At 41.8% G+C, this 17,471-nt stretch carries 15 protein-coding genes and 1 tRNA gene; 3 read left to right on the top strand and 13 right to left on the bottom strand.

The genetic code is table 11. The features are described from left to right. Positions 1-68 precede the first annotated feature (68 nt). Positions 69-1,754, top strand: a complete 1,686-nt coding sequence (locus tag I4V44_RS06055) for a formate--tetrahydrofolate ligase (protein ID WP_008708136.1) — start codon at positions 69-71, stop codon at positions 1,752-1,754. Positions 1,755-1,861: 107 nt separating this feature from the next. Here the strand turns inward: I4V44_RS06055 and I4V44_RS06050 are convergent, their stop codons facing one another. Then, the gene (locus I4V44_RS06050) at positions 1,862-3,304 is read right to left on the bottom strand and encodes an aspartate ammonia-lyase (RefSeq protein WP_008708134.1); all 1,443 of its coding nucleotides are present in this window, start codon (positions 3,302-3,304) and stop codon (positions 1,862-1,864) included. A 97-nt stretch (positions 3,305-3,401) separates the two neighbouring features. On the opposite strand from I4V44_RS06050, the gene I4V44_RS06045 reads away from it, so the two are divergent. After that, on the top strand, positions 3,402-4,337 hold the full coding sequence (locus I4V44_RS06045; protein ID WP_022380824.1) for a LysR family transcriptional regulator: 936 nt from the start codon (positions 3,402-3,404) through the stop codon (positions 4,335-4,337). Between the two features lie 111 nt (positions 4,338-4,448). Here I4V44_RS06045 and xylB read toward each other — a convergent pair whose 3' ends face one another. The 11 genes from xylB to I4V44_RS05990 all read right to left on the bottom strand — a co-directional run bounded on the left by xylB (position 4,449) and on the right by I4V44_RS05990 (position 15,783). Next, the gene (gene xylB / locus I4V44_RS06040) at positions 4,449-5,906 is read right to left on the bottom strand and encodes a xylulokinase (RefSeq protein ID WP_196002489.1); all 1,458 of its coding nucleotides are present in this window, start codon (positions 5,904-5,906) and stop codon (positions 4,449-4,451) included. A 144-nt stretch (positions 5,907-6,050) separates the two neighbouring features. After that, on the bottom strand, positions 6,051-7,532 hold the full coding sequence (locus I4V44_RS06035) for an L-fucose/L-arabinose isomerase family protein (RefSeq protein WP_008708129.1): 1,482 nt from the start codon (positions 7,530-7,532) through the stop codon (positions 6,051-6,053). Between the two features lie 93 nt (positions 7,533-7,625). Further along, a complete protein-coding gene (locus tag I4V44_RS06030; RefSeq protein WP_008708127.1) occupies positions 7,626-8,243 on the bottom strand; it encodes a DUF4867 family protein in 618 nt (205 codons plus the stop codon). A gap of 94 nt (positions 8,244-8,337) precedes the next feature. Further along, positions 8,338-9,186, bottom strand: a complete 849-nt coding sequence (locus tag I4V44_RS06025; protein ID WP_008708125.1) for an AraC family transcriptional regulator — start codon at positions 9,184-9,186, stop codon at positions 8,338-8,340. A 192-nt stretch (positions 9,187-9,378) separates the two neighbouring features. Further along, positions 9,379-9,816: a GatB/YqeY domain-containing protein gene (locus tag I4V44_RS06020; RefSeq protein WP_025578938.1), complete on the bottom strand. Its 438-nt coding sequence runs from the start codon at positions 9,814-9,816 to the stop codon at positions 9,379-9,381. Positions 9,817-9,972: 156 nt separating this feature from the next. Next, complete coding sequence (locus I4V44_RS06015; RefSeq protein ID WP_196002488.1) at positions 9,973-11,526, bottom strand: ATP-binding protein; 1,554 nt, start codon at positions 11,524-11,526, stop codon at positions 9,973-9,975. 55 nt (positions 11,527-11,581) lie between these two features. Continuing rightward, positions 11,582-12,949: a vWA domain-containing protein gene (locus I4V44_RS06010; RefSeq protein ID WP_196002502.1), complete on the bottom strand. Its 1,368-nt coding sequence runs from the start codon at positions 12,947-12,949 to the stop codon at positions 11,582-11,584. Between the two features lie 21 nt (positions 12,950-12,970). Then, a complete protein-coding gene (locus tag I4V44_RS06005) occupies positions 12,971-14,056 on the bottom strand; it encodes a leucine-rich repeat protein (protein WP_196002487.1) in 1,086 nt (361 codons plus the stop codon). Between the two features lie 165 nt (positions 14,057-14,221). Next, positions 14,222-14,920, bottom strand: a complete 699-nt coding sequence (locus tag I4V44_RS06000; protein WP_020437249.1) for a metallophosphoesterase — start codon at positions 14,918-14,920, stop codon at positions 14,222-14,224. A gap of 31 nt (positions 14,921-14,951) precedes the next feature. Further along, positions 14,952-15,470, bottom strand: coding sequence for a GNAT family N-acetyltransferase (locus tag I4V44_RS05995; protein ID WP_020437248.1), 519 nt, complete (start codon positions 15,468-15,470; stop codon positions 14,952-14,954). Positions 15,471-15,546: 76 nt separating this feature from the next. After that, positions 15,547-15,783 (bottom strand): purine biosynthesis protein PurH, encoded by a 237-nt coding sequence (locus I4V44_RS05990; protein ID WP_196002486.1) that lies wholly within the window; start codon positions 15,781-15,783, stop codon positions 15,547-15,549. Positions 15,784-16,074: 291 nt separating this feature from the next. Here I4V44_RS05990 and I4V44_RS05985 point away from each other — a divergent pair, with 291 nt between their 5' ends. Continuing rightward, the gene (locus I4V44_RS05985; RefSeq protein ID WP_196002485.1) at positions 16,075-17,106 is read left to right on the top strand and encodes a 3-deoxy-7-phosphoheptulonate synthase; all 1,032 of its coding nucleotides are present in this window, start codon (positions 16,075-16,077) and stop codon (positions 17,104-17,106) included. A gap of 235 nt (positions 17,107-17,341) precedes the next feature. Here the strand turns inward: I4V44_RS05985 and I4V44_RS05980 are convergent. Further along, positions 17,342-17,415: transfer RNA gene (locus I4V44_RS05980), tRNA-Arg, on the bottom strand. Positions 17,416-17,471 lie beyond the last annotated feature (56 nt).

Here is a 17,471-nt window from a genome sequence, read left to right as displayed (position 1 = left end):
GCTGATCGCAGAGTGAACAGCAACAGAAGTTTTTCATGTTATGCGGAAACGAAAGGAGAAAAACAATTATGGGATTCAAATCAGACATTGAAATTGCACAGGAATGCGAGATGCTTCCAATTACTCAGATCGCAGAGAAAGCAGGTATTGACGACAAATATCTGGAGCAGTACGGAAAATACAAAGCAAAAATCGACTACAATCTTCTGAAAGAAAGTGATAAGAAGGACGGAAAATTAATCCTCGTTACAGCTATCAACCCAACTCCAGCAGGAGAAGGTAAAACTACTACTACTGTAGGTCTTGCAGATGGTATGCAGAGACTTGGCAAGAGTGTTATGGTAGCTCTTCGTGAGCCATCCTTAGGACCGGTATTCGGTGTAAAAGGTGGTGCAGCAGGCGGCGGATATGCACAGGTTGTTCCTATGGAAGATATTAACCTTCACTTCACAGGTGACTTCCATGCCATTGGCGCAGCTAACAACTTACTGGCAGCTATGATCGATAACCATATCTTCCAGGGCAATGCATTAAACATCGACCCACGTAAGATCACATGGAGAAGATGTGTAGATATGAACGACCGTCAGCTTCGTAACGTAGTAGATGGTCTTGGCGGAAAGACAAACGGTATGCCTCGTGAAGACGGATACGACATCACAGTTGCATCTGAAATCATGGCAGTTCTCTGTCTTGCAAGCGACATCAAAGACCTGAAAGAAAGATTATCCAAGATCATCATCGGATATACATACGGAAAAGTTTCCGAGCAGAAACCTGTAACAGCAGGTGACCTTCACGCAGAAGGCGCTATGACAGCCCTGTTAAAAGATGCTCTGAAACCAAACCTTGTACAGACTCTGGAACACGTTCCTGCAATCGTACATGGCGGACCATTCGCAAACATCGCTCATGGATGTAACTCTGTAACAGCTACAAAGATGGCTATGAAGCTTGCTGATTATGCAATCACAGAAGCTGGTTTCGGTGCTGACCTTGGTGCTGAGAAATTCCTTGATATCAAATGCCGTATGGCTGGTTTAAAACCAAGCGCAGTTGTAATCGTAGCTACAGTACGTGCCCTGAAATACAACGGCGGCGTTGCTAAAGCTGACCTTAACAATGAAAACCTGGAAGCTCTTGAAAAAGGTATCCCGAACCTGTTAAAACACGTTTCCAACATCAAAAACGTATACAAACTTCCATGTGTTGTTGCTATCAACGCATTCCCTACAGATACAAAAGCAGAGCTTGACTTTGTAGAAGCTAAATGTAAAGAACTGGGCGTTAACGTTGCTCTTTCTGAAGTGTGGGCAAAAGGCGGCGAAGGCGGAATCAAACTTGCAGAAGAAGTTATCCGTCTTGTTGAAGAACCAAACGACTTCTCCTATGCATATGAACTGGAAGGTTCTATCGAAGACAAACTGAACCAGATCGTTCAGAAAGTATATGGCGGTAAGAAAGTAGTTCTGACAGCTAACGCTCAGAAACAGGCGAAACAGTTAGAAGCTCTTGGATTCGGCAACTGCCCAATCTGTGTAGCTAAGACTCAGTACAGCTTAACAGATGACCAGACCAAACTGGGTGCTCCTACTGACTTCGAAGTTACAGTACGTAACCTGAAGATTTCCGCTGGTGCAGGATTCATCGTAGCTCTTACAGGCGAGATCATGACAATGCCAGGTCTTCCTAAAGTTCCGGCTGCTGAGAGAATCGACGTAGACGAGACAGGTAAGATTACAGGTCTGTTCTAATCCGGTTGAAATCAATCGAATAATTCAAAAATATAAAAATCATATTTATATATGATATGTGTCCAGACGATTTTACAGGCGGGAAGATTTTCCCGCCTGTTTTTTTCTTATTTTTTTATAAGATAATCTTTTCCGGAAATACCAGGTTCCGTCATATGGATCGGATCCAGAATGCGATTAAGTTCATCCTCGTCCATAAGCTTTTCTTTCAAAATCAGACTTCTTACAGATTCGCCTGTCTTAATTGCCTTTTTTGCAATATCCGCAGCCTTCTGATATCCAAGATGGGGGCTGATTGCAGTGATAATACCTACACTGTTTTCTACCAGATAACGGCATCTTTCTTCATTTGCTGTAATTCCTACAATACAATTATCCACCAATGTCTGGACTGCATAGCCAAGAGTATCGATAGACTGGAACATGCAATAGAAAATAATCGGCTCAAACGCATTTAATTCCAGCTGACCAGCCTCTGCAGCCATGGTAATGGTAACATCATTACCAATAATATTAAAAGCAACCTGATTCACTACTTCAGGAATAACCGGATTAACTTTACCTGGCATAATAGAGGAACCATTCTGTTTTGCCGGAAGATTAATCTCCCCAAAACCAGTACGTGGACCGGAGGACATCAGACGGAGATCATTTGACATTTTGGAAAGAGTTACCGCACATGCTTTCACAGCACCGGAAACGGCTACAAATGGATCCAGATTCTGAGTGGAATCAATCAGATCAAAAGCCTGTATAAAGTCCATTCCCGATATTTCAGTGAGATTTGGAACAATTCTTCTCAGATAGCCCTCATCTGCATTAATTCCTGTTCCAATAGCAGTACCTCCCATATTAAGAGTCCGCATTTCATCCATTGCTTTATCCATTCTGTGGATATCACGCATGATTGCTACCGAATATGCCTTAAATTCCTGTCCCAGACGAATTGGTACTGCATCCTGCATCTGTGTACGCCCCATTTTTATTATGTGATCAAACTCTGTAGCTTTTTCATTAAGAGCATCATAGAGGCGAAGAAGCTGTTTTTTCAGATTCTGCAACAAACGAAGAGAAGTCATTTTACCGGCAGTAGGAATAACGTCATTGGTAGACTGTCCACAATTCACATCATCGTTAGGATTTATAATTGTATAATCGCCCTTTTTTCCTCCCAGTATCTCAATCGCGCGATTTGCAATTACTTCATTGGCATTCATATTTAAAGATGTGCCAGCTCCTCCCTGAACAGGATCCACAATAAATTCATTATGGAATTTTCCTGAAACAATTTCATCACATGCCTGGACAATCGCCTGTGCTTTTTTCTTCTCAAGAAGCCCCACCTCACAATTGGTTATCGCTGCTGCTTTTTTTATGTATGCAAGACTGTTAATAATTTCCGGATGCATATTCAGCCCCGTAATGTGGAAATTTTCAGCCGCACGTAAGGATTGTACTCCATAATATACATCTTCCGGAATATCCTTTACACCAATAGAATCCCTTTCTACACGATAGTCTGTTTTTTTCATAGTTATTCGCCCTCCCATGTATTTGCCCTCATTATATATCTCTGCTATAATATAATCAAATACATATATTTTTATAAAATATATAGTGTTTAAGTTATATATCGGAGGAGTTTATATGTTTCAGGGAATGGAATACATCTATGAGGTATACAAGGAAAAAAGCTTTTCCAAAGCTGCTGCTGCTCTTTTCATTTCGCAGCCTTCTTTAAGTGCAAATGTAAAACGTGTGGAAAACCGCATTGGTTATCCTATTTTTGATCGAAGTACCAAACCTTTACAGTTAACTGAAGTCGGAAAACATTATATACAGGCTATTGAAAAAGTCATGGATATTGAAAATAATCTCGAAAACTACCTACTGGATCTGGGAAATCTCAAAACAGGAACTCTTAATGTAGGTGGCAGTAACTTTTTTTCTTCGTGGATTCTGCCTCCCCTTATTGCTGATTTTTCCCAAAAATTCCCCCATGTTCAAATTTCTCTTGTAGAAGAAAGTACAGCAAAGCTATCCCAGTTTCTCCAGGCCGGAAAGTTAGATCTGGTGATTGATAACTGTATTCTGGATAACCAGATTTTTGAACATTATATCTACCAGAAAGAACAACTTCTTCTAGCGGTTCCCAAAAATTATTCAGTAAATACCAGACTGCAGGAATATCAGATTCCTATTGAGGAAATCCGGAACGGGCAGTTCCGTTCTTCTCATATTCCTTCTGTTCCATTAAACAAATTCGAGAACGAACCATTTATTATTCTTCGTTCAGATAATGATACCGGTAAGCGTGCACTTACCATTTGTCAGGAAAATCACTTTTCGCCTTCTGTAGTATTTCGCCTGGATCAGCAGATGACTGCCTATAATATTGCATGTTTGGGAATGGGTATCACTTTCATCGGGGATCTTCTGCTCTCCAGAGTTCCAACAAATTCAGAACTTGTTTTTTATAAGCTGCCCGGCCAGAGCAGTAAACGCACTGTGTTTTTTTACTGGAAGAAAGGCCGCTATATCAGCAGAGCCATGGAAGAATTCCTGAAGCTGCCATTTTCCTGATATGTCATAATCAAATAGGTTATGGTGATTGGTCATCATCAGATGTACGTCAAAATGGGGTTGTTGTGCTAAATAAGCACAACAACCCCAGTATGTCAGGCAGATATTCGATTAGAACAATGGCTTCATCGCCGGATACAGAGTTCTGAACTTCTGATATCTCTCTTCATATTTTGCAACCAGTTCAGGATCCGGTTCTACTGTATCAACAACTTTGGCAAATTTCTTACCGATGGTTTCTACATCCGGGTAAGCACCACAGCCTACTGCTGCCAGCATAGCTCCACCCATGGACGGTCCTTCTTCATTCTCCAGAACATCAACCTTCAGGTTCATAACGTTTGCAATGATCTTCTTCCACAGTGGGCTCTTAGCTCCACCACCGCAGATCTTGGTTCTCTCAATCTTGATTCCAAGGTTTCTTGCAACTTCCAGGGAATCACGAAGACCAAAGGCAACACCTTCCAGAACAGCCTGTGTCATGTCTGCTCTTGTGCTGTCCATGGACATTCCGAAGAATACACCTCTTGCATCAGGATTATTATGAGGTGAACGTTCTCCCATCAAATATGGAAGGAAGAATACATGATTCTCTCCCAGCTTCTGAATTGGAGCCTGCTCTGCTGCGAAATCCTTTGTCTGAAGAATCTCCTCTGCCCACCATTTGTTACAGGAAGCTGCGCTGAGCATGCATCCCATCAGATGATAGCTTCCATCTGCATGACAGAAAGAATGAAGTGCGTTATTTTCGTCCACACCAAAGTTTTTACTGGAAATAAACACAGTTCCGGATGTTCCAAGAGAAATATTACACTGACCGTCACCAACTGTACCTGTTCCTACAGCAGCTGCCGCATTGTCACCTGCACCTGCAACAACTTTTACATTCTCACTGAATCCAAGTTCTTTCGCAATCTCAGGTTTCAGAGTTCCTACTACTTCCCAACTCTCATACAGTTTCGGAAGCTGCTCTTCTGTGATTCCACAGATCTCCAGCATTTCTTTTGACCAGCAGCGGTTCTTCACATCAAGAAGAAGCATACCGGAAGCATCAGAAACATCTGTATAAAAAGAACCGGACAGACGATATGCCAGATAATCCTTAGGAAGCATAATCTTTACTACCTTCTTAAAGTTCTCAGGCTCATTTTTCTGCATCCAGAGGATCTTCGGTGCTGTGAAGCCTGCGAAAGCAATATTTGCTGTATACTGTGAAAGTTTGTCTTTTCCGATCACTGTATTCAGATATTCTGTCTCTTCGCCTGTACGTCCGTCATTCCAGAGGATTGCAGGACGGATCACATTATCATCCTTGTCAAGTGTTACCAGACCATGCATCTGGCCGCCAAAACCAATTCCTGCTACCTGCGCTCTGTCGATATCCTTTGTCAGCTCTTTCATACCTTCCATACTCTGCGCAAACCAGTCTTCCGGTTTCTGCTCAGACCAGCCCGGATGTGGGAAGAATAAAGGATATTCTCTGGATACGATGTTACAGATTTTTCCTGATTCTTCCATAAGAAGAAGTTTTACAGCGGAAGTACCAAGGTCAATACCAATATAATACATAAGTGCTCTCCTTTTCTATTTCTAATCTAATACATCCCAGAGCAAAGCCCCGGGATGCCTTTAATATAGTGTCAGTTTATTTATTCTGTATTCAGATTCATTCACTTCACATGAACATTAATAATCCGTTTTACTGATGTCTCATTAACCCCATGGATTCTCTGTCGGATATCTTACACCTGCAGGCTGGTTGTATCCAATCTTCTTAACATCCAGTCCAAGGAATTTCACTACCTCATAGAATGCTTTTCCGTAATGTCCAAACATAACTGCTCCATGATGCGGATAGTTGCCCTCGATCAGTACGTGACGGTAGAATCTTCCCATTTCTTTGATTGCGAAAATACCGATACCACCGAATGATCTTGTAGGTACATCCAGTACTTCACCTTCTGCAACATAAGAAACCAGCTCGCCCTCGGAATTGCACTGTAAACGATAGAATGTAATGTCAGATGCAGCGATATCACCTTCAAGAGTTCCTCTTGTGAAGTCTGGTTCAGATCCTGCCGGCTCAAGAAGTCTGTGCTGGATCAGCTGATATTTAACAGCTCTGGAATCACACATCTTGCATGCAGGAGTATTTCCACAATGGAATCCCATAAATGTATCAGTAAGCTTATAATCGTATTTTCCTTTAATATCTTCATCATAGATATACTGTGGAACAGAGTTGTTGATATCAAGCAGTGTAACTGCATCATTGGAAATGCAAAGTCCGATGTACTCGCTGAGTGCTCCGTAGATATCAACCTCACAGGATACCGGAATTCCTCTGGAAACCAGACGGCTATTTACATAGCAAGGTTCAAATCCAAACTGTGACGGGAATGCAGGCCAACATTTGTCAGCAAATGCAACGTATTTTCTTGCTCCCTTATGAGCCTCTGCCCAGTCAAGAAGTGTAAGCTCAAACTGTGCCATTTTCACATTAAGGTCAGCATAATATTTGCCTTCGCCCATCTCTTTGGCCATATCTGCACAAACTTCCGGGATACGAGGATCATTTTCATGCTCTTTGAAAGAAACAAGAAGATCAAGCTCTGAGTTCTCTTCAATCTCAACACCCAGCTCATAGAGGCCTTTAATAGGTGCGTTGCATGCGAAGAAGTCCTGTGGACGTGGTCCGAAAGTAATGATCTTAAGATTGCTGACACCGATGACTGCACGTGCAACCGGTACGAAATCAGCGATCATCTTTGCAATATCATCTGCTGTTCCAACAGGATATTCCGGAATATATGCTTTCAGATGACGCATTTTTAAGTTGTAGGAGCAGTTAAGCATACCACAGTAAGCATCACCTCTGCCGTTGATCATATCACCGTCACCTTCTGCTGCTGCTACATACATACAAGGTCCGTCAAATCTCTCTGCGATCAGAGTTTCAGGAGTTTCAGGTCCGAAGTTTCCAAGGAAAACAACCAGCGCATTACACTCTGCTTTGTTTACATCTTCAAGAGCTTTCTCCATATCCTTCTCGTTCTCAACAGTTACAGGACATTCATAAAGTTCACCTTTATAAGTTTCCTTGATTGCTGCACGTCTCTTTTCAGAAAGCTGAATCGGAAAACAGTCACGGCTTACTGCGATTAATCCAAGTTTTACTACTGGTATATTGTTCATAATATAAATTCCTCCATATTTGATATGTATTTATATGATTTTGTTATTCATTTACTATATTCTGATACTCTACTGCCACAGATTCCGAGCAACTCAGTCAATGGTGATATTCTCTCCACGAAGTCCGTTTACTGCACCCTCGATTGCCGCATCTTCATGTGCAATGAGCCATTTGTTCTTAGCTGTCAGCAGGCTGTCCTCGCCTGTCTTAGCTGTCTCAAATGTAAGATCTGTATTGGTTCCTGCCGGAAGTACGACTACACACTGGAAACCGCCATCCTGTACATTGCATGGCGCATAATGAAGTGTAGTTGCATATACTTCAATACCTGTTCCTGCAGGTACCAGGAATGCTTCGATCTTAGAAGTATCATATGTAAAATCATCTGTGATATCCTGCTGGCTTCCGATAAGCAGCACCAGATCTGTTACCGCTACATTGATCTCTGAACTGCGGTGATATTCTACTGCATTTAATTTCTTATTATGTCCGTTGCAGTATCCAATTTCGATCGGGATTCCGCCAAATCCTTTATTCTGCAGTGCTTTTGCTACATCCAGAGCTTCCAGCTCCTCAACAGATGGTACATAAACCACATCATCCGGAACCGGTGTATGTTTCATTTCTTTGAGAAGAGCACTGAAGTCATACCCTTCAAGCACCTTTCCATATTTACGGAAGGAAGCATCTGTTACATTCTGAATTTTCACTTCAAAAACCTCCTTATATTCTGTAGATATTACGTTTTCTTGACTGTGCTTAGAATATATCAGAATAAATGGTACTTTTCGCCAGTTTTCTTGTCTAATCTATAGCGTTTTTTTGACCTTTTTCATTTATCTGTTTTCGCATCTCACTTGGAAGTACCCCATATCTTTTCTGAAATTCCCCGGAAAAACCCCTGCTGCTGCAAAATCCATTATCTAGTGCAATCTGACTAATTGTATGGTCTGTATTCAGCAAATCCCTGTACGCATATGCCATACGGATATCCTGCAGATAAGTTTTATAGTTGATTTTTGCATATTTTTGGAACATTCGCGACAAATATGCATCCGAGTATCCAAAAGTAGCCGCCACATCAGAAAGCTTCAGTTCCTCCCTGTAATGCTCACGCATATATGTGGTGATTTTTGACAATGCATCCAGACGGCGGCTGTGTCGGATATCCTTCTCCCTGGTCTCTGTCACACGGTAATCCTTCACCAGGATATACATAATCTCGTAAAAAATAGAAATTGTCCGGAACTCATATCCAATTTTCCGCTCGGAATACACATGATATAATTTACGAAGCAAAGAAGCCAGTTTCTTATCCACCAGCTCCTCCTGCCCCCGAAAACGGATATATCTCTGGGCAGTAAAATAATTCTCAAACTGTTTCAGAGGAATCTGCAGAACTACTGTTTTATTTTTCTCCACAGCATGGATAGAGTGGGTCTCATTGGAATTAATGATTATCTGCTCTCCAGCTTTCAGCGGATATTCATCCTTATTTACAAAAAAATCCAGGCGCCCCTCCATCACAGCAAAAATCTCTACAGACGTATGCCAGTGCTTCTCACGCACATAATTGCCATTTCCTCCTTCAAAAAGAAAAACCTTAAACGGAAATCCCTCATTAGGAATGATCAGTTCATGCTGAAACTCCATATATATATTCACCTCCTAATAAAATACCGCAGTATCCGGACATTCCAGCATACTGCGGCTATTTTGATAACTATCCAGCTTTCTGCATACCAAATCTGCTGGATGATCCTATTCTTCATATAGTCCCACCCACTGCTTATTGCTTTTCGCAATTGAAGCAGGGGACTTACTTGATTCGGTTAAGATAGCACATTATTTGCAGAGCTCTGCCACAACCTGATTAATTACCTTTCCGTCTGCTTTTCCTTTCATATCAGCCATAACAGCCTTCATGATCTGCCCCTTATTTTTCGTTGCGATCACATCTGCAAATTTTTCTTCCAGATATGTCTTTACCTCTGCTGCATCCATCTGTTTTGGTGCATATTTGGCAATCACATCATATCTTGCCTGGTATTCAGCCTTCAGATCCTCACGGCTTTCCGGACAGGTATCCAGCTGTTCTTTTACAGTTTTCAACTCCTTCAAAATAACTCTGTCCACCAAATCACTCTTAATCTCATCACGGCATCCCTCATCGATCGCTACCTTCTTTACCGCAGAAATCAGAGAAGAAACTGCTTCTTTTGTTACTTTATCTTTGGCTTTCATAGCTGCAACCATATCTTTTCTTAATACTTCTAATTCCATTTTATATTCCTCCTCGTTTTTTCTAGTGATTCCATATCGTTCTACTGCTGCACAGTCAAATGCGCCTGCATTCCTGATATTTTTCACTCAAATAATAATTCTATTCATCAGCATACCACGATTTATCTGAAAATCCAATGCTAATTGGCATGAAAATTAATTTTTTAGTCCCCGCTTCATCGTGTTCTCCAGTTCCTCCATTTGTCCCAGGATCAGTTTCTGTCTGTCATCAAACAGTAGTCCCTTGTTGTGACGGTAATACTGGTCAGAACCATTTTCCCGGATAAACCAGATACTGTAAAAGTTTGCATTCAGTTCCGTAATAAATGCTACCATTTCCTGGCTATCACCAAAGGCAGCTTCCATAAAATCAAAAACATTCTGAAGCGTCTGAGAGATATATTCTGTCTGAGTTTCCAGACTGTCAGCCTCCGTTGCAAAAGCTGTTTTTGCCCGCTCATAGGTATCTTTTTCTGAAATTTCAACAGCTTTATTATTCTCTGTTTTATCTTCAGAACCAGTTTCTCCCCTCAGTTCTATCCATAATTTCTCAAGAAAATCCACTGTACGGATAAATACTTTTTCTTCATTTTTAGTGAGAAGCTCAGATTTTTTTGCAATCTGAAAATCATTTTCTGCCTTTTTATAAATGGATTCCAGCGTCATTTCCGGAAGGTTATCTCTGTATTCTGTCATGTAACCATAGAGCTTTGTCACATAGGCATCCATAAAATAACAGTCTGCAAATAACTGGCTGAGCTTTCCGTTCAGCAGACCAACAATACTCAGATGCTCATCCAGTGAAGCATTGCGGATCTTACCCAGAGTGATCGGTGTCCATTTACCCTGAAGCAGATCCTCCACTGCATAGTCTGTCTTATACTTATTGTATAATGCCAGATATGCGGCAAAATCTTTTGCGATCATTGGATGCTGGATATACTGATATACCACCTCTCTGTCCACTTCTTTATCCAGTGTTTCATATACCTGTATCAGCCTAGAAAGATCTTCCCAGCCTCTGGCAGTGGCAAAAATCCGTCCGTCTACTGTGTTCTCCATTCTGTAGAAATTCTTTCTGCGAAGCTCCAGATAAGAGATCACAGCCGGATGGATTCCCTGCTCATAGGCATATTCTTTCCACACTTCAAAATCCGGCTGCACATCAATCCTCTTGATTCTGTCAAGGGTTACTACGTCAAATTCGCGGACAGATTTATTGTATTCCGGCGGGTTTCCTGCTGTCACGATCACCCATCCTTCCGGTACTTTCTGATTGCCAAATGTCTTTCCCTGAAGAAACTGCAGCATCATAGGCGCCAAGGTCTCTGATACGCAGTTAATCTCATCAATAAAAAGAATTCCTTCTCTGAGACCTGTTTTTTCCATCTTTTCATAGACAGAGGCAATAATCTCACTCATAGTATATTCTGTGACAGAAAAAGTCTCCTGACCAAAGGTTTTCTCTTTGATAAACGGCAGTCCTACTGCACTCTGACGGGTGTGATGTGTGATAGTATAAGATACCAGACCTACCTTACATTCCCTGGCGATCTGTTCCATAATCTGCGTCTTTCCAATACCCGGTGCCCCCATAAGGAGAATTGGTCTCTGGCGTATGGCCGGGATCAGATATTCTCCAAATTCATCCTTCGCAAGGTATGCTTCTATTGAGTCCTTTATCTCTTGTTTTGCTCGTTTTATATCCATAATGTAAATCCTTTCCTGCTGAACACTTCTTACTTTTACTCAGTTTTTTATTTCATTACCTGTCTGGCTTCTCAAAATCATCCTCATCCAAAATCAGTTTCATGGCCCATACCGGTACATCCACATCTCTGTAATTATCCTGCATAAACACAAACGCAGTCTTATATGACGGCATTTTCTTCGGGTAAATTCCGAATCCGTCTGTAAAATAGATCAGCCCTTTCAGGTTATGAAATTCATGCTGTTCCAACAGTTTATCAACCCATTCAAATGCAGGCCTGAAATCTGTTCCGCCATCTCCATACAGTTCCAGATGTTCCATATAGTCTTTCATTTCTTTCTGAGAAGTAATCTTTTTATCTGTGTGGACTTTCTCATCACACTGAATGATGTGCACATTTATTTTTGTAAAAAAGCTCTCACTCTCACTAAGTACACCGTAGGTTTCCTCCAGAAACTTTCTCACCAGTTCTCCTGAACAGGACATGGAGGTATCGATAATGATCACGAACTCCTCTATCTTCTTAACTTCTTTGGATTCCAATGGTTCGATCAGCGGCATGTTTCCATAGAGACGCAAACCATAGGTATAGAAATTGTAATCAAAACTGTCATCATCCACTGCCAGTTCTTCATGAAAAACTGCAAATTTCCGCAGGAATTCTCTGTAATCATACCGGCTTCTGTTCTCTGTTTTTATCTGCTCCAGGAAATCTCCGTCCCGCTCACCTGCCTCCTGGGAAAAGGTTTCCAGATCCGTCTCGATTCCATCATTGATCTCCCCCCATTTGCGGCTGAGCATGGGATTCGGTTTCTGATCCGGTTTCTTACTTTCCCAGTATCTGTGGTCATCTGTGCGAAATTCCTGTTCCAGATTTGTAAGATCCTTTTCGTTCAGATTCCATTCTGACAATATTTTATATACTCTCTGTGCGTTGAGGGTTTTTCCCTCTTTTTCAAGGAGACGGTATGTTTCCCTTCGCAGAAGACTGCGTGAGAAACGGATACTCCGATAGCTCATCCCATCTATCATATACTCCACTGCAATGTCACAACTCAGATCACGCATACGTTCCTGGATTGTGATTCCATCGTCTGCCCTCTTCTTACTTTCTGTACCGCTCCATGCAAAATGCCGGAAAATACAGTGGAATACCATATGCAGATACCCTCTGTTCACCAGAATCCTGTTCTCTCTATATAAGCCTCCCAGCATCTGCGGCTGGAAATACATCACTCTTCCATCCGTTCCAAATCCATGGACCTGACCATCCATCTGATAAGAAAAACTGCTCAGCGCCACATCCAAAAACCGCATTCCCAGATATAATTCATCCCGCGCAACCCTGAGAATACTGCTGCCGATTTCCTGCAAACGCTCTGCTCTTTCTGCTATTTCCTGTATTTTATCCTCTGGCTGCATCATTATTTTCCTCTATATCTATCACAGTTCAAACCTCTTTTTTCTTAGTATAGTTCTTCTATTCAAAGATTTTTCTGTAGTTTGTGATTGTTCATTTTTCCCCTGCTCTGTCCTGTCAGCTTCCTGACTATTTTGCAGCTTATCCACATCGATACGTTCACTTCCTGCCGTATTATCCACCAGATTTGCTCTTTCATTCATCAAAAATGCGGATACTTCCGTTTCTTTTCTCTTAGATGCACAATCCAACGCAGAATCAATTCCTTCCAGTGTCCAGAGTTTTTGCGAGGATATCACTTCCAATCTGTGCATATCCTCCTGCTTTACCAGATATTCTGCAATATCTCCCAGATTCTTACGGATATATTCCCTGTAATTCTCCATGGCTTTCCCGGTCAGTTCATAAGGAAACTCCAGTCTGCCAAATGACATATCAACCAGAACTTCCAGCTTATCCATGGCTACCGCCATTTCAAAAAGCCTGTCATATTCCTGATAATTCAGCTCCTTATCATAAAAACACTGCCTGTAATTACTGCCTGATCCATGATATTCCGTATACAAAATACGCGCCGGAGTGTTCTCAACCGCCTCATCATAATGCTCCGGAAATACAAGTCTGGCTTCTTCATACTCATAAAGAAAGTTTACATCTATCCTCTGCCACATCTCGCCCAGCATTTCCTTAACGCCTGACTTCTTTCCCTGTCTCATATGAACAGTCAGCTTCTCCAATGCATGGCAGCCTGTAAATGCACCACAGCCTATCTGCATCAGGCTGTCAGAAAACTCCAGCTTTTTCAGATTTCCGCAGCCATAAAAAATATATCGTCCAATCTCTTTTAAAGTGTAAGGAAAAACAATCTCCTCCACATCATTTCCTGCCAGAACATGCTCTTCTCTGCCAAACCCAAGACCATCTGACACTTCCCACAGGCTGGCATTTTTCAGTTCTTCTTTCTCATCCATATGACTGGAAAATGCATACGGTGCCGCACTGATCACCAATTTGCCATCTATCATTCCCGGAATCTCAACTCTGCCCTCTATTCCAAAACACCGCAGAATTTCAATCCCGCCAGATTTCTCTCTGTAGTAAATCTTCATTTTCTCATTTCTCCCCGAAGATATTTTCTCTCAAAGCACATAAAATCATCCCTGAAAAGTATAATACTTCCCAGGGATTTTTTCTATACTACTGATGCTTAATATTAAACAGATATTCGCACTCCACTACCCACCTATAATCGAATACCGATATAAAGATTACCATTAGCGTAATACTGGCTCCGGTTTAAAATTCAGATAATCTCCTGATACCAGCTTGTACTCTATTCCATCCACATAGCCTTTAAAGCTGTCATCATACCGCTTCTCTCCATGACAGTGAGAATAGATTACCTTCTCGGCGCCAAATTCCTGTGCCATCAGGGTAAACGGACTCTCCATCTCTCCAATACTTGTAGGTGGATAATGAAGAAACATGATAAACTTCTCATATCCTGCTGCCTTCGCCGCTTCAAAAGAGCAGCGCAGCCGCCCCAACTCCCGCTCTCGGATCTTCAGAAAATGCTCATAGCTGTCTTTTCCTTCATAACAGTAGCCTTTGGTTCCCACCAGTGCATAATCCTCATATGTATAAAAATTATTCTGTAAAAATTCCAGCTTTCCTCTGAACATCTCATTCAGATTTTCTGTTTTCTTCGCATCCCAGAACATATCGTGATTTCCCCGAAGCAGAATCTTCCTGCCCGGCAGAGCCATAATAAAATCCAGATCCGCCTGACACTCTGCAAGATCTCTCCCCCAGGAATGATCTCCTGTTATCACTACTGTATCATTCTCTGTTACTCTCTTCTTCCAGTACTTCTCAATCTTAACCACATGGTTCTTCCATCTTTTATCAAATACATCCATAGGTTTATTGACTGTAAACGAAAGATGAAAATCACCGATTGCGTATAGGCTCATTGTACACTCTCCTGTCTGTTCTGCTCGTTAATTATCTTCCAATCTCGATGCTCATGGCATGCCAGGCTTCTCCGCCCCAGGTGGAGTTTGCCTGACCCAGATCTGTAAAGCCGAATTTCTCATACATCTTCACTTTTTCATCCAGACAGGTGAGGAAAAGTTTCTTTCGTCCTTTTTGTGCTTCCTTCTGGCAGTATCGGGATACCAGTTCACGTCCCAGTCCCTGCATACGATATTCCGGACGGACATCCAGACCCAGAAGCATGATATTTTTGCCTTCAGGATTACTCAGGGAAATATCTGTGAAGAATTCGTCTCTGAAAGCCTCCTCATCTGTAGGAACTCCATTAAGAAATGCAGCCAGCTTTCCGGTTTCCTTATCCTCAGCTACCAGAAATGTTTCTGCTGTTGCTTTTATTCTCTCTGTCAGACTTTTCGGGGAACATGCCTCATTTGGCGGGAAACAGATCTGCTCGATCTCTATCGCCTGCTGTGTCTCCTCCGGTCTGATACATCTGAATTCAAATCTATCCATATTGTTTGTACTCATTTTATTATCCTTCTCCTGTTATCTTGTTATTTCCTGCATATTCGGGATCTGCAAGTTTCCCATATAGTTGTTTTATCTACATCGGGCAGCTTCTCTTTGATTTCTCATCCAAATCTTCCCGTACGTAGTGTGCATTAAACTCCATGTTAATGTCGCGGATTTCCTTTGTACCATCAATATATTCCTGATACATCTCTGTCAGTCCCGCCATACAGCCATCACAGCTTGCAGAAATATTCCCAAAAGATTCCTCCACAATCTGTTTTCTTTCTTCTCTGGTTGTGTCCTTTATCATAATACTCTTAATCTCCATAACCTTCACCCCGACTTTCTTTGGTATTCTTTTGATATTTCTTTCCTCATATCTTTTATTTGATTGTAACATCTGAAAGCATTTTTGTGAAGCTAAGAAACAGGCATAAAAAACGGTCTGATTACATCCTCTCAAAACATGTCAGTTTAAAGTGTTAAAGTACTGGAATTTTAGATAACACCATGTTATACTTGTAAAGGAAAATATGCAGGCAGTCCGGTCAGGTATAAAGTATTCCTGAGTTCCGGCATTATCAAAGACCTGCATGTACTTATATGGAGGAAACAGATCATGTCTATGAAAATCAATCACGAGCTCCCTTTACCGGAGGTTCTGAAATCTCAGTACCCTCTCAGCCAGGAACTCAAAGAAGTAAAAAAACAGCGCGATGAAGAAATACGCCGTATCTTCACCGGTGAATCAGATAAATTTATCGTCCTTGTAGGACCTTGTTCCGCTGATAACGAAGATACAGTCTGCGAATATGTACGCAAACTGAAAACAGTGGCAGATAAAGTCTCTGACAAACTGATGATCATCCCGCGAGTTTATACAAATAAGCCCCGTACCACAGGTGACGGTTACAAAGGAATGCTTCATCAGCCAGACCCTGATAAAGCTCCTGACCTTCTTGCCGGAATTATTGCTATCCGCAAGATGCACATGAGAGTTATGCAGGAGACAGGACTCTCTTCCGCAGATGAGATGCTTTATCCTGAAAACCGCAGCTATCTGGATGATATTCTCTCCTACGAAGCTGTAGGTGCACGTTCTGTGGAGAACCAGCAGCATCGTCTCACTGCCAGCGGCATGGATATTCCTGTCGGTATGAAGAATCCTACCAGCGGTGATCTCTCTGTTATGCTGAATTCCGTCACTGCTGCACAGCATCCACACCACTTCATCTACAGAGGAAATGATGTGGAAACTTCAGGAAATGATCTGGCACACACTATTCTCAGAGGTGGTGTAAACCAGTACGGACAGACTATTCCTAACTACCACTATGAAGATCTGATGCATCTGTCTGCTTTGTATGCCAAAAAAGATCTTAAGAACCCTGCCATCATCATAGATGCCAACCACTCAAACTCCAACAAACAATACAAGGAACAAATCCGTATTGTTTCAGAAGTACTTCACAGTCGTAACTATAATCCAGACCTCAGAAAGCTGGTTAAAGGTGTTATGATCGAAAGCTACCTTCTCGAAGGCCGCCAGGATATCAGCGATCACATGACCCCAGGATGCTCCATCACTGATCCTTGTCTCGGATGGGAAGATACGGAGCGCCTCATCTATGATATTGCTGAGAAATGCTGATGTCCAACGGATAAAATTATCTGCTTCATCACTGGCTTAATTCAATAAAAAAGATATAAACAAATCCTGGAATATTCTGGCATGAAATTAACCATAACAGAATATTCCGAGATTTTTTATCATAACCTGACCAACCAAAGGGTCAAGTAGCCTTGTAGATCGAATTCGTTCGAGTCCGACCCGGACTTGAATAAAAAATAAGACAGTGCATTTGCACTGTCTTATTTTTTATTAGCGTGCGTTAGAGGATTCGAACCCCCGGCCTTTTGGTCCGTAGCCAAACGCTCTATCCAGCTGAGCTAAACGCACATCCTTGTGAAGTTCTTATCTCGTGTCCCTCACAACAATGAGTATTCTACTCTATA

Origin of the sequence: Blautia sp. 1001283B150304_161114_C9 (assembly GCF_015668165.1) — a bacterium.
GTDB classification, from domain to species: Bacteria; Bacillota; Clostridia; order Lachnospirales; family Lachnospiraceae; genus Blautia_A; species Blautia_A wexlerae.
Note: the sequence above shows the minus strand (reverse complement) of the source record. Positions and strands in the feature narration are given on the sequence as shown.

What these genes read in the sequence shown, in the direction of transcription:
- I4V44_RS06000 (WP_020437249.1), bottom strand. Translation starts at nt 14,920, where the DNA reads ATGAGCCTATACGCAATCGGTGATTTTCATCTTTCGTTTACAGTCAAT.
- I4V44_RS06045 (WP_022380824.1), top strand. Translation starts at nt 3,402, where the DNA reads ATGTTTCAGGGAATGGAATACATCTATGAGGTATACAAGGAAAAAAGC.
- I4V44_RS05985 (WP_196002485.1), top strand. Translation starts at nt 16,075, where the DNA reads ATGTCTATGAAAATCAATCACGAGCTCCCTTTACCGGAGGTTCTGAAA.
- I4V44_RS06025 (WP_008708125.1), bottom strand. Translation starts at nt 9,186, where the DNA reads ATGGAGTTTCAGCATGAACTGATCATTCCTAATGAGGGATTTCCGTTT.
- I4V44_RS06005 (WP_196002487.1), bottom strand. Translation starts at nt 14,056, where the DNA reads ATGAAGATTTACTACAGAGAGAAATCTGGCGGGATTGAAATTCTGCGG.
- I4V44_RS06055 (WP_008708136.1), top strand. Translation starts at nt 69, where the DNA reads ATGGGATTCAAATCAGACATTGAAATTGCACAGGAATGCGAGATGCTT.
- I4V44_RS06035 (WP_008708129.1), bottom strand. Translation starts at nt 7,532, where the DNA reads ATGAACAATATACCAGTAGTAAAACTTGGATTAATCGCAGTAAGCCGT.
- I4V44_RS06010 (WP_196002502.1), bottom strand. Translation starts at nt 12,949, where the DNA reads ATGCAGCCAGAGGATAAAATACAGGAAATAGCAGAAAGAGCAGAGCGT.
- I4V44_RS05990 (WP_196002486.1), bottom strand. Translation starts at nt 15,783, where the DNA reads ATGGAGATTAAGAGTATTATGATAAAGGACACAACCAGAGAAGAAAGA.
- I4V44_RS05995 (WP_020437248.1), bottom strand. Translation starts at nt 15,470, where the DNA reads ATGAGTACAAACAATATGGATAGATTTGAATTCAGATGTATCAGACCG.
- I4V44_RS06015 (WP_196002488.1), bottom strand. Translation starts at nt 11,526, where the DNA reads ATGGATATAAAACGAGCAAAACAAGAGATAAAGGACTCAATAGAAGCA.
- I4V44_RS06020 (WP_025578938.1), bottom strand. Translation starts at nt 9,816, where the DNA reads ATGGAATTAGAAGTATTAAGAAAAGATATGGTTGCAGCTATGAAAGCC.
- I4V44_RS06050 (WP_008708134.1), bottom strand. Translation starts at nt 3,304, where the DNA reads ATGGGAGGGCGAATAACTATGAAAAAAACAGACTATCGTGTAGAAAGG.
- xylB (WP_196002489.1), bottom strand. Translation starts at nt 5,906, where the DNA reads ATGTATTATATTGGTATTGACCTTGGTACTTCCGCTGTAAAACTTCTT.